The sequence below is a fragment of the Enterococcus sp. H57 genome (assembly GCF_003112495.1).
Taxonomy (GTDB): domain Bacteria; phylum Bacillota; class Bacilli; order Lactobacillales; family Enterococcaceae; genus Enterococcus_B; species Enterococcus_B faecium.
This window is the reverse complement of sequence record NZ_BEHC01000056.1, coordinates 1-12,819: the sequence shown is the minus strand read 5'-3', so window position 1 is coordinate 12,819 and position 12,819 is coordinate 1. Positions and strand designations below refer to the sequence as shown.

Below are 12,819 nucleotides of genomic sequence, written 5' to 3'. Positions count from 1 at the left end.
GAAGTGATGTATAATGGATATTACTTTCATGGATGAAACAAACCAAGTATCAGAAGAGAAAATGAAAGAAATCGACGACTTGTTGCAATTTGCAGCATCATATTTAGAGTTGCCGGAAGAAACAGAAATGTCTGTTACTTTCATGGACAATGCAGCAATCCAAGTAATCAATCGTGATTACCGTGGAAAAGATGCACCGACAGACGTCATCAGTTTTGCCTTGGAAGAAGAGGGCGAAGACGAAATCCCAGTGATTTTTGAAGATGGAGAGAATCCATTACCTCGTGTACTGGGAGACATCATGATCTCTACTGAACGTGCTGCAGAGCAAGCAGAAGCTTACGGCCATTCGTATGATCGGGAACTTGGCTTTTTAGCGGTTCATGGATTCTTGCATATCAACGGGTATGACCATATGACACCAGAGGATGAGAAAGAAATGTTTGGTTTACAGAAAGAGATCTTAGATGCCTATGGACTTAAAAGATAAAAACGTAGAGAAAAACAAACATTTCCTGATGTCCGTGGAATTTGCCGTCCAAGGAGTCAAAACCGTTTTTGAGGAAGAACGCAACATGAGGAAACATGTTGCGTTCGGAATCCTCGCTTTGTTTATGGGCGTGATTTTCCAACTTGATCGGATAGAATGGTTATGGCTGCTTTTAGCTGTTTTTCTCGTATGGATAGTAGAGATCATCAATACTGTTTTTGAAAATGTCGTGGACATGTTTACGGATTTTCATTTTCATCCGATTGGGAAAAAAATCAAAGATATGGCAGCTGGAGCAGTTTTAGTGACCGCTTGTTTTGCCGTCATCGTTGGGTTGATTTTATTTGTCCCTAAAATATATCATTTGTTGTTTAATTAAAAAGGAGAACATATATGCCAGAACATAAATCAGGGTTTGTCGCAATCGTCGGCCGCCCGAATGTAGGAAAATCCACGTTATTGAATCGAATCGTGGGTCAAAAAATTGCCATCATGAGTGATAAGGCGCAGACAACTAGAAATAAAATCCAAGGAGTATATACTACACCAGAAGCTCAGTTGATTTTTATTGACACACCAGGAATCCATAAACCAAAGCATCGTTTAGGAGATTTTATGGTAGAAGCAGCTTACAGTGCGTTGAAAGAAGTGGACGCGGTCTTATTTATGATCAGTGCTGATCAAAAACGCGGTCGGGGAGACGATTTTATTATTGAACGTCTAAAAAACGTGCATTCTCCTGTTTATCTGATTATCAATAAAATCGATAAAATCCATCCAGACGAGTTGTTGGGAATCATCGAAGATTATTCAACGCAGATGCCGTTTGCACAAGTTATTCCAATTTCTGCTACAGAAGGAAACAACGTCGAACGTTTGATGGATGTATTAGTCAGTGAAATGCCAGAGGGCCCACAATATTTTCCAGATGATCAAGTGACTGATCATCCTGAATACTTCATCGTTTCTGAATTGATCCGTGAGAAAGTCTTGTTTTTAACACGAGACGAAGTGCCTCATTCTGTCGCAGTCGTTGTTGATTCGATGAAGCGAAACGAGAATGATAAAATCCATATCCAGGCTACGATCATCGTCGAAAGAGATAGCCAAAAAGGGATCATTATCGGCAAAGGCGGAAAAATGCTGAAGCAAGTAGGAACGAAAGCGAGAAAAGATATCGAAAATCTTTTAGGAGACAAAGTCTTTCTAGAACTTTGGGTCAAAGTTCAAAAAGACTGGCGAGACAAAAAAGTCTATCTGCAAGACTTCGGCTACCGAAAAGACGAATATTGATATTCTGAGCTTCTTGTAAGTTAGGTATAGAAATAAACTGGATAAAAATCCGCTTGTTGAGAAAAGCTGCGGAAGATCGCAACATAAATGATCTGGATCGGCAGAATCTGCTTTTCCAGATTTATTTTTTAGGAGGGAGAATATGAGCCAGCTTGCAGAATCAAAAGGCTTGATTTTATCTAGCCGTAATTACAAAGAAAAAGATAAATTAGTCAAAATCTTTACGGAATCTTCTGGCAAAATGATGTTTTATATCAAAGGGATCCATCGGCAAAATCAGCCCTTAGCTCCGGCTTTGCTCCCTTTTACTGAAGCAGTTTATATCGGGAATTTTCGAAGTGAAGGTTTGTCATTTTTAAGCAGTGTCAAAGATGTCCACGCGTTTCGACACATCCAAGAAGACATCTTTTTGAGCGGCTATGGCACATATTTATTGAATCTAGTAGATGCGGCAATCGAAGATCATCAGTACGACCCGCATTTGTTCCAGTTTACGCAACAAGCACTGCAACGGATGGACCAAGGAGATGATGCAGAAATCATCACGAATATTTTTGAAGTCCAAATACTGCAACGCTTCGGAATTGCACCAATCTGGACACACTGCGTCGTATGTGGGGAAACAAAAGGAAAATTTGACTATTCTTCCAAATATGGTGGTGTGATATGCGAAAGACACTGGTCGATGGATGATCACCGTTATCATGCAGATCCTCGAGCTGTTTATTTCGTTCGGATGTTTTCAGCTATTTCTTATGATAAAATCAGTGGAATCCATCTGAAAGAAGAAACCAAACAAGCAATCCGTGAACTCATCGACCAGCTGTATGATGAATATGTCGGTATCCATTTGAAAAGCAAAAAGTTCATTGATCAAATGAAGTCTTGGGCACACGTATTAAAGACGCCAGAGAAAGACATGTCTGAAAAAGATCTACCTAAAAAAGAAGAATAGTAAATGAAACATACAACAAAAAATCAAAACCATTTGACAAACACAGGGAGTTCCGTCTATTATTAACCGTAGATCAAATAGATCGTTCACTGAGAGGATCTATTATAGAAACAAGAAAACTGCAAAATGAATACGTACATTGACCAAGATCAGTAAAAAACACGTGGTTTAGCGAGTTCGGGAGAGTGGGAGCCGGACCCAAACGATTTTTGAAGAGGCACTTGCGAGTACGATAAATGAAGCTGCCGAATCTTTATTCGGAAGTAGGGTGGAACCGCGAATTATTCGTCCCTATGTCTGTAATCAGACATAGGGATTTTTTGTCGTTTTCTTTCCTGTATTCTTATTTGACAGCAACGCTTTAAAATTGAAAGGGGCAAAACAGATGAGTAAAAAATTGACCGTCCAAGATATGATTTTAACATTACAAAAATTTTGGTCATCAAACGGCTGCATGCTGATGCAAGCGTATGACACAGAAAAAGGAGCAGGTACGATGAGCCCATATACCTTTTTACGGGCAATCGGACCAGAACCATGGAATGCTGCTTACGTAGAGCCATCTCGCCGACCAGCTGATGGACGTTATGGCGAAAACCCAAACCGTTTGTATCAGCATCATCAATTCCAAGTCGTGATGAAACCTTCACCTGAGAATATCCAAGAGCTTTATTTAGAAAGCTTGCGCCTTTTAGGAATCGATCCATTAGAACACGACATCCGTTTTGTTGAAGACAACTGGGAGAACCCATCCATGGGCTGTGCCGGTGTGGGTTGGGAAGTATGGCTTGACGGAATGGAAATCACACAATTCACGTACTTCCAGCAAGTTGGTGGACTGCCTTGTAAACCAGTAACTTCTGAGATCACTTATGGACTAGAACGTCTTGCTTCTTATATCCAAGAAGTTGAAAGTGTCTATGATTTAGAATGGGCTGATGGCGTGAAATATGGCGAGATCTTCAAACAACCAGAATATGAACATTCCAAATATTCTTTTGAAGTAAGCGACCAAGATTTGCTACTAAGCAACTTTGATCGTTTTGAAAAAGAAGCTAAACGCTGTATCGATGAAAATCTTGTTCATCCAGCGTATGATTATATTTTGAAATGCAGCCATACATTCAATTTATTAGATGCTCGCGGTGCAGTATCCGTAACAGAGCGTGCCGGTTATCTTTCTCGCATCCGCAACATGGCTCGTGCTGTAGCTAAAATCTTTGTGGCAGAACGCGAAAAACTAGGATTCCCTTTGTTGAATAAAAACACAGCAAATCCAGAAACCGTGAAGGAGGCTGAATAAGATGGCAAAAGACTTATTACTTGAAATCGGGCTGGAAGAAATGCCTGCCCATGTTGTCACACCAAGCATGAAACAATTAGAAGAAAAAACAGCAAAATTTTTAGATGAAAACCAATTGACTTATGATACGATCGAAACATTTTCCACACCGCGCCGTTTAGCAATCAAAGTAACAAATATTCCAGAACGGCAAGCGGACAGTGAAGAAGAAGTCAAAGGACCAGCCAAAAAAATTGCTTTGGACGCAGATGGAAACTGGACGAAAGCAGCGGAAGGATTTGTCCGCGGACAAGGTCTGACGACAGATGCTATCACATTTAGAGAATTAAAAGGTGTAGAATATGTCTATGTAACGAAATACACTCATGGTAAGGAATCAAAAGAAGTATTGACAGGTTTAGCAGATGTCATTAAAAGCCTGACTTTCCCTGTAACGATGCATTGGGCAGAATACGATTTTGAATATATCCGCCCTATTCACTGGATCGTGGCATTGTTAGATGACGAAGTAATCCCATTCGAAATCTTGGATGTCAAAACAGGCAGAGCCTCTCGAGGTCATCGTTTCTTAGGCGAAGATGTGACATTTGCGCATGCAAAAGAATATGAAGAAAAATTGAATGAACAATTCGTTATTGCTTCACCGCAAAAAAGACAAGAAATAATCGTTACACAAGCAAATGAATTAGCAGAAAAAAATCACTGGGTTATTGATCTAGACGAAGATTTACTAGAAGAAGTCAACAATTTAGTCGAATATCCAACTGTCTTTTCTGGCGACTTCGAAGAAAAATATCTTTCTGTTCCTGAAGAAGTACTAGTCACTTCTATGAAAGAACATCAACGTTATTTCGAGGTACGGAATGATCAAGGTATGCTGCTTCCTCATTTTATTTCTGCTCGTAATGGTGATCGGGTAAAATTGGAAAATGTGGTTCGAGGCAATCAAAAAGTATTGACGGCTCGTTTAGAAGATGCGGAATTCTTTTATAATGAAGACAAGAAAGCTTCAATCGACCAATACGTTGAAAAACTAAAAACTGTTACTTTCCATGAAAAAATCGGTAGTATCTATGAGAAAATGCAGCGGGCACAAGTCATTGCCCGTATCATTGGCGAACAAGTAGGACTATCTGAGGAAGAATTGATGGATCTGCAACGAGCTGCTGAAATCTATAAATTTGATCTAGTAACCAACATGGTAGGGGAATTTCCTGAACTACAAGGGATCATGGGCGAAAAATATGCTCTGCTGAAAGGCGAGAAACCTGCTGTAGCGACAGCGATTCGTGAGCATTACATGCCTATATCCAGTGAAGGAGAGCTACCTCAGTCTACAGTAGGTTCTGTTTTAGCGATTGCAGATAAATTAGATAGCATCTTTTCTTTCTTTGCTGTTGGGATGATTCCAAGCGGTTCAAACGATCCTTATGCCTTACGTCGCCAAGCATACGGTGTCGTTCGGATCATCGAATCGAAAAAATGGGCCTTTCCTTTGTCTGTTCTGCAAGAAACGATTAGTGATGTTATCAGTAAAGATACGGATCGTTTCGGTATTGGTTTATCAGAAGGGCAACAACAAGTGATCGACTTTATCAAAGGTCGTCTGCGCCAATTATTGACAACGAAGAATATTCGTCATGATGTCATCGATGCTGTTTTGAATGCGGAACAAAAAGATCTGACAAAAGTATTTGCAGCAGCACAATTGTTCAAACAACATCTTGCAGATGAAGACTTCAAACCTTCAATGGAAGCTTTGACACGTGTCGTGAACTTAGCGAAAAAAGCGCAGCTTGAAAAACAATCAGAAGTAGACCCTGAGCTGTTCGAAAACGACGCAGAGAAAGAATTACACAAAGCAGTAGAAGCAATGAAAGCAAGTTTTGCTGACCAAACGATCCACGAAAACTACGACCAGCTTGTCGCTCTTCGTCCACTGATCGAAAATTATTTTGATCAAACGATGGTCATGGCTGATGAACCAGCAGTACGTAAGAACCGACTAACACAACTTAGTCAAATAGCTGCCATGGCTTTGTCATTAGCAAGCTTGGATCAAATCATCACAAAATAGTCTTTTGTTTGAAAAACAGAGAGCATGCACGAAACGTACTGTGTCTCTGTTTTTTTGTTATAAATATAAATAGCTGTTATTAATTCTATTTTAATAATTTTTGTTATTTTATTATTTGTTCGAATTTTCAAAACGCTCATGAAAAGTGAGGAAATAAAAATGAAAACGATTAATAACAATCTTGTTATTGTTTTATTTACTTTTAAATTAAAAATTTCCCTAGTCAAGAAAACTGTTTGTGGTATGATTATATAGGGAAAACCCGTTTATAAATATTTCTATGAATATATTAGTTTAATTATGCTTTTAAAATAAAAAGCGCTCATTCTGATGTGAATGAATCACATCTTTATTTATCTATCATCAATATTTAGGAGTGAATCTATGGAAAAGCCGTTCGTCAAGTTATTGGCTACTGTGGCGGTAGGCACAGGCGCTATTGTGATTTGCTTGTTTGGATACCATCTCAATAATCAGCGGCAACATCATCAACGGATCAATTACGCAGAATCTGCCATCACCAATCAAAAAGACACCGTGACCTCTTTATCAAAAGAAGTAGATAAGCTGTACAGTACAAAAGAAAAAATTTTCCTAAATCCTGAAATAACAGAAGAAACAGTTTCAAATTTGTCACATAAACTATCTTCTATCAAACTTTCGGCAGATGATTATGACATCAAGGAATCAGAATTACCTAAAGAAGCTGCTGCGATCCAAGAAGAAAAGAAAGCAGTCTTAACACAGTTAGAGGATGCAGAATCAAAACTGAAGATCCAGACGGCTGTCAATAAATTATTTACTAAAAACGTATCAAACTGGCAGCAAGCTGTGGATGATGTCATCATCAAAGAAAAGTTGGCAAGTGCAGATGTCGCCCATGTACGTGAAAATATGAGCTTTTTTAAGGATAGTGCTTGGAAAACGGTCGTTATGCAATATCTAGGATTCGCTGATACCCAAATTGCACAAGTCACGCAACTAGATCAGCTATTCGATATGATGCTGAAAGATGGTCAAGTAACAGCTACTGCTACTTACGATCAATATTTGACCGCACTCAGTCTCATCGAACAGATCCGGAATGAAAAAATAAGAGCCGCATACGCGTCAAAAGCAGAAACAGTCGCTCAGCAAATGGGCTATAGCAATACGAGCTATTAATAAGCGAGAATTCAAGCAAGGCTAGCAAACGGAGGAAACTATGGCAAAACGAAGAAGAAAATCAAGAGGGAAAAAGATATTTATAATTATTTTAGCAATTCTTGTCGTATTAGTATTAGCAATCGTAGGAGTAGGAGCAAAATTATATCTAGATCTCTCACATTCTATTGAAAAAACTTACGAATCAGTGGAACGAACCCAAGGAGAACGAACAAAACCAGTTGATCTGGATAAACAAGAATCTTTCTCTGTTCTATTGATGGGAATCGATACGGGGGATTTAGGTCGGGTCGATCAAGGACGATCAGATACGATGATGGTTGCCACAGTCAGTCCTGAAGACAAACAGACAACGATCGTCAGTATTCCTCGTGACACGTATGTCGACATCGTTGGACATGACACAAAAGACAAGATCAACCACGCTTACGCATTCGGCGGAGCTGCCATGGCGATGGATACCGTACAAAAATATGTAGACATCCCAATCGATCACTATGTTTCAATCAATATGAAAGGTCTAAAAGAACTCGTTGATGCAGTTGGTGGTATCGAAGTCAATAATGACCTCACCTTCTCACAAGATGGCTATGATTTTACGATCGGTAAAATCACATTGAACGGGGATCAGGCATTGTCTTATTCTCGTATGCGTTATGAAGATCCAAATGGTGACTACGGCAGACAAGAACGTCAAAGAAAGATCGTAGAAGGTGTAGCGAAAAAAGTGTTGAGTCTGAACGGTGTAAGCAACTATCAATCCGTTTTGAATGCTCTAGAGTCGAATATGAAAACAGACATGAGCTTTGATGAAATGAAAAAGATTGCTTTAGATTATCGGGATGCATTTGGTACGATCAAGCAAGATCAGCTGCAAGGAGAAGGCTTCATGCAAGACAATATCTCATACCAAAAAGTCAGCGATCAAGAACTTGACCGTGTGAAAAAAGAATTAAAAGATCAAATGAATCTAGAGAATAAATAGGAAAGTGGAGAAAAAATGGAAGAGACAATCAGCTTGAAAGAAATTTTTGAAACATTACGCAAACACGTGATAACAATCCTCATCTCAATGATTGCTGGCTTGGCCATCTCAGGCATCGTGACGTTTTTCATCTTGACGCCAAAATACAGCTCACAAGCCCAATTGATCGTGACACTGCCGCAATCAGATACTGCAAATGTCAATGATGTCAATACGAACCTGCAAATGATCAATACGTATAAAGATATGATCGTCAGTGATCTAGTACTAAATGAAGTCAAAGATCGTTTAGAAACAGAAGACAATGTAAAAATGACTGCTGGACAAATCAAAGATGCCATCTCCGTCAATCAGTCACAAAATTCACAAATGTTCTCGATCCAAGCAACAAGCACGAATGCAGTGACGGCTCAACAGATTGCTAATACAACGTCACAAGTATTCCAAGAGAACGCCAAAGACGTGATGAATGTCGATAAAATCTCGATCATCTCAGGTGCAGTTGCCAATACGACACCTGTTTCGCCAAATAATAAATTGAATCTAGTGATTGGCTTAGTGTTAGGAATGATGGTAGGTGTAGGTCTAGCTTTCTTATTTGAATTACTCGACCGGACAGTAAAAGATGAAAAATATGTGACGGATACATTAGGCTTCCCAATCTTAGGGACTGTACCAGAAATGTCAGCGAAAGAATTGAACGCTGGTGTTCGTAAAAAAGGACCAGCTCCGACACAACCAAAAGCTACAAACGATAAAACAGCGCCATCACGCAGAAGCCGCTCAAGAGTCTAGGAGGAAAGAAAAATGGCACGAACACAGAAACAAAAAGCAACCCAAACTCATGCAGTCAGTTTGGTCACACTCACAAATCCCTCTTCACCAATCGCTGAACAATATCGTACGATTCGGACGAATATCCAGTTTGCCTCCGCAGCTGGTCAGCAAATCAAAACGATTGTTGTGACTTCATCAGGACCTGGAGAAGGGAAATCGACCACTGCAGCAAACATTGCCGTTGTTTTTGCCAAATCTGGTCAACGGGTGCTGCTAGTCGATGCAGACTTACGTAAGCCCGTCATCTATAAAACGTTCAAGTTGAACAACGCAAGCGGATTAAGTACTGTTCTTAGTTCATCAGGAAGTGTAGCAGATGAGATCCAACGAACGCCAGTCGAGAATTTATCCATTCTACCAAGTGGACCTAAACCACCAAATCCATCAGAGTTACTAAGCTCGCCAAGAATGGATCAAATTTTAGCAGAAGCAAGACAACTATTTGATGTAGTAATCTTCGACATGCCGCCAGTCGTTGCCGTAACAGATGCGCAGATCATGTCTTCCAAAACGGATGGTACCTTATTGGTCGTACGGGAAAATACGTCACGTAAAGAATCATTGACTAAAGCAAAAGAATTGCTGGATATGGTACAAGCGCGAGTCCTTGGTGTTGTATACAATGGGGCAGAACACAGCAAAGATGCTGGTTATTACTACGGGAATTAAGAAATAAAAAGAGAGGAGACAAGAGAAATGATCGATCTACATTGCCATATCCTGCCAGGAATCGATGACGGAGCAGAAAACTTAGATGCCAGTATCGCCATGGCTGAAAAAGCGATTCAACAAGGGATCACACATATTTTATGCACACCCCATCACAATAATGGAAAATACAGCAATGAAAAATCACAAGTCATTTCTCTAGTCGCTTCGTTACAAGCAGAATTAGAGAAAAGACAATTGCCTTTGACGTTATTGGAAGGACAAGAAGTACGTATTACCGGAACACTGATTGAAGACATCCACCGAGATGAAATTTTATTTACAGATTTAGATGATACATATCTTCTAATCGAATTTCCGACACTGGAAGTGCCGTTATATGCAGAACGGCTTTTTTTTGAGTTGTTAGAACTAGGAAAGACACCAGTGATCGTCCATCCAGAACGCAACGCGCATTTTCGAGAAGACCCAAATCATTTGCTTCCGTTCCTAGATATGGGATGTTTGGCCCAACTCACTGCGCCAAGTTATGTTGGGGTATTTGGCAAAGACATCCAGAAAACAGCCAAAACGATGGTCAAACATAATCTCGTGCAGATGGCTGCTTCTGATGCCCATGGGGTCTCTAAGCGCACCTTTTACTTAAAAGAGTGCTATAAGCAGATTGGCAAGGACTTTGGTAAGGAAAAAGTAGTACAGATGAAACAAGTCGCAAAGGATCTGATCAACGGGGATGAGATCAGTTATCCAGTCTATGAAGAGGTAAAAAAGAAGAAGTTTGGTTTATTTTAGGGGGAATGTAGGGTGTTTGTTTTAACAAGAAGAAGAAAAATCATTACTTTAATTTTAGTAGACAGCTTGTTATTAATTGCTACAAATAGTGCAGCGGTTAATTTTATGGAGCCGTTTGTAGCTATACCAATAGATCTTATTTTAATCTCCAGCGGGTTATCGATTGTTTTTTATCTATTATATGGTAGTTTTTTCAAAGTATTCACTCGAATCAATCGTTACACGAATTTAAGAGAGATGATTGCGATTTTTGGTTCGTTATCTGCAAGTGCGGCCTCAAGTATCATCGTATTGCTTTTCATAAATAAACAATACAGTTTACGTTTAGTCATCTTTGCATACCTACTTTCGCTATTATTGATCATTGGCAGCCGATTGATCTGGCGTATCTATATCGAAACAAAAAATATGAGGTATCTATCAACAGATTCCGCTAAAAATACCTTGATCGTTGGGGCCGGCGAAGGAGGACGTATTTTATACAACAGTTTTCTTGGATCCAAAACGGCTCAAGATATCCATGTCGTTGGATTCGTGGATGATGATCCGAATAAAAGAAATACGTATCTTTCAGGAAAAAAAGTACTGGGGTCGTTAAAAAGATATACCGGAATTGATCGAAAAATATGACATCCAAATGGTAACGATCGCTATCCCTTCTTTATCAAGAAAAAAATTACGAAGAATCTTTGAGTTAGTCGAATCCGCTCATGTGAAAGTCAACACGATGCCTTCTATGGAAGAACTTGCCTCAGGGAAAATCAGCGTATCAAAATTAAAAACCATCGACGTAGTGGATTTACTGGGAAGAGATGAGGTAGAGTTGGATATCGAATCCATCAAAGACCAGATCACAAACAAAGTCATTCTTGTCACCGGTGCAGGAGGATCAATCGGTTCAGAAATCTGCCGGCAAATCATCCAATTTGACCCTGCAAAACTATTACTTTTAGGTCATGGGGAGAACTCAATTTACTTGATTGACCGTGAATTACGCACGCATCATCAAAAGTGTCCTACAGAAATCGTGCCGATCATTGCGGATATCCAAGATCGCAAGAAAATCAATGAGATCATGGAACAATTCCACCCAGATATCGTCTACCATGCAGCCGCTCATAAGCATGTACCATTGATGGAATATAACCCAAAAGAAGCAGTCAAAAACAATATTTTCGGTACAAAAAATGTAGCAGAAGCAGCCAAAGCAGCGAAAGTAAAAAACTTCGTCATGGTCTCGACAGATAAAGCCAACAATCCGCCAAATGTCATGGGTTCAACGAAACGAATCGCTGAAATGATCGTGACTGGGTTGAATGAAGAAGGCTGTACGAAATTCTCAGCTGTCAGATTTGGGAATGTCCTTGGTTCTCGTGGAAGCGTGATTCCAGTATTCCGGGAACAAATTGCTCAAGGAGGGCCAGTCACTGTAACAGACTTTCGTATGACCCGATATTTCATGACGATTCCTGAAGCTAGTCGTTTAGTTATTCAATCTGGCGCATTAGCAAAAGGCGGCGAAATCTTTATTTTAGATATGAGCGAACCAGTGAAAATCGTAGATCTAGCCAAAAACATGATCCGATTGAGCGGATATAGCGAAGACGAGATCGAAATCATTGAAACAGGTATCCGTCCAGGGGAAAAACTATATGAAGAACTATTGTTGGATAAGGAAAGAAACGATGAAGCAGTTTACGAGAAGATCTTTGTGGGAAACATCAAAGGTTATTCCATGCAAACAGTGATGGACTTCGTCAAGAGCCTGCCGCAAGACGACGAACAATTGGCTAAAGAGATCGTCACTTTTGCAAATGCTTCGAATAAGTAGGGGGAGTAAAGTGTATAAAGACGGTTTAAAAAGAGGGATAGATTTTTTATTATCTTTAGTTGGTATCATCGTATTGTCACCGATCCTTTTGATTCTATGTATAGCTATCAAAATCGATTCAAAAGGTCCAGTCATCTTTAAACAAAAACGGGTAGGAAAAAACAAATCCCATTTTTATATCTATAAATTCCGAACAATGAAAGTAGATACGCCTCAAGAGACACCAACTCATTTGTTATCAAATCCTGACTTTTTTATTACACGAGTAGGAAAATTCCTTAGAAAAACAAGTCTGGATGAACTACCGCAATTATTTAATATTATGATTAGTCAAATTAAGCTAGAATAAAATGCTTCTTGTACATAGCTCAAAAATATTTCGATTGGTGTTCTGTAATTCAATGATTTTCTTGGAATATGATT

11 protein-coding genes and 3 pseudogenes are annotated in these 12,819 nt (G+C 39.5%); 13 read left to right on the top strand and 1 reads right to left on the bottom strand.

The features are described from left to right. Nucleotides 1–13: 13 nt before the first annotated feature. The 13 genes and pseudogenes from ybeY to DIZ30_RS10315 form a co-directional block, all read left to right on the top strand. Complete coding sequence (ybeY, locus tag DIZ30_RS10375; RefSeq protein ID WP_002291700.1) at nucleotides 14–490, top strand: rRNA maturation RNase YbeY; 477 nt, start codon at nucleotides 14–16, stop codon at nucleotides 488–490. Beyond that, nucleotides 474–869 carry a diacylglycerol kinase family protein gene (locus DIZ30_RS10370; protein ID WP_002316408.1) on the top strand — a complete coding sequence of 132 codons (396 nt, stop codon included), beginning with the start codon at nucleotides 474–476 and terminating at the stop codon, nucleotides 867–869. The genes ybeY and DIZ30_RS10370 overlap by 17 nt, the downstream gene beginning before the upstream one ends. 14 nt (nucleotides 870–883) lie before the next feature. Further along, complete coding sequence (era, locus tag DIZ30_RS10365) at nucleotides 884–1,783, top strand: GTPase Era (RefSeq protein ID WP_002288753.1); 900 nt, start codon at nucleotides 884–886, stop codon at nucleotides 1,781–1,783. Nucleotides 1,784–1,925: 142 nt separating this feature from the next. Next, the gene (gene recO, locus DIZ30_RS10360) at nucleotides 1,926–2,738 is read left to right on the top strand and encodes a DNA repair protein RecO (protein WP_002314698.1); all 813 of its coding nucleotides are present in this window, start codon (nucleotides 1,926–1,928) and stop codon (nucleotides 2,736–2,738) included. A 385-nt stretch (nucleotides 2,739–3,123) separates the two neighbouring features. Next, nucleotides 3,124–4,041 (top strand): glycine--tRNA ligase subunit alpha, encoded by a 918-nt coding sequence (gene glyQ, locus DIZ30_RS10355; protein WP_002305598.1) that lies wholly within the window; start codon nucleotides 3,124–3,126, stop codon nucleotides 4,039–4,041. Between the two features lies 1 nt (nucleotide 4,042). Beyond that, complete coding sequence (gene glyS / locus DIZ30_RS10350) at nucleotides 4,043–6,118, top strand: glycine--tRNA ligase subunit beta (RefSeq protein WP_049141943.1); 2,076 nt, start codon at nucleotides 4,043–4,045, stop codon at nucleotides 6,116–6,118. Between the two features lie 384 nt (nucleotides 6,119–6,502). Next, a complete protein-coding gene (locus DIZ30_RS10345; protein WP_049141945.1) occupies nucleotides 6,503–7,282 on the top strand; it encodes a hypothetical protein in 780 nt (259 codons plus the stop codon). A 40-nt stretch (nucleotides 7,283–7,322) separates the two neighbouring features. Beyond that, the gene (locus DIZ30_RS10340) at nucleotides 7,323–8,267 is read left to right on the top strand and encodes an LCP family protein (RefSeq protein ID WP_049141947.1); all 945 of its coding nucleotides are present in this window, start codon (nucleotides 7,323–7,325) and stop codon (nucleotides 8,265–8,267) included. Nucleotides 8,268–8,282: 15 nt separating this feature from the next. Beyond that, a complete protein-coding gene (locus tag DIZ30_RS10335; protein ID WP_049141948.1) occupies nucleotides 8,283–9,062 on the top strand; it encodes a YveK family protein in 780 nt (259 codons plus the stop codon). Nucleotides 9,063–9,074: 12 nt separating this feature from the next. After that, nucleotides 9,075–9,773 (top strand): CpsD/CapB family tyrosine-protein kinase, encoded by a 699-nt coding sequence (locus DIZ30_RS10330; protein ID WP_002308656.1) that lies wholly within the window; start codon nucleotides 9,075–9,077, stop codon nucleotides 9,771–9,773. A 27-nt stretch (nucleotides 9,774–9,800) separates the two neighbouring features. Continuing rightward, nucleotides 9,801–10,565 carry a tyrosine-protein phosphatase gene (locus DIZ30_RS10325; RefSeq protein ID WP_049141953.1) on the top strand — a complete coding sequence of 255 codons (765 nt, stop codon included), beginning with the start codon at nucleotides 9,801–9,803 and terminating at the stop codon, nucleotides 10,563–10,565. A 12-nt stretch (nucleotides 10,566–10,577) separates the two neighbouring features. Then, nucleotides 10,578–12,396 (top strand): annotated as a pseudogene (locus DIZ30_RS10320) (polysaccharide biosynthesis protein). A 10-nt stretch (nucleotides 12,397–12,406) separates the two neighbouring features. After that, nucleotides 12,407–12,721: pseudogene (locus tag DIZ30_RS10315) on the top strand (sugar transferase); the annotation flags it as partial. Nucleotides 12,722–12,726: 5 nt separating this feature from the next. On the opposite strand, the pseudogene DIZ30_RS10310 reads toward DIZ30_RS10315, so the two are convergent. Next, nucleotides 12,727–12,819 (bottom strand): annotated as a pseudogene (locus DIZ30_RS10310) (IS30 family transposase); the annotation flags it as partial.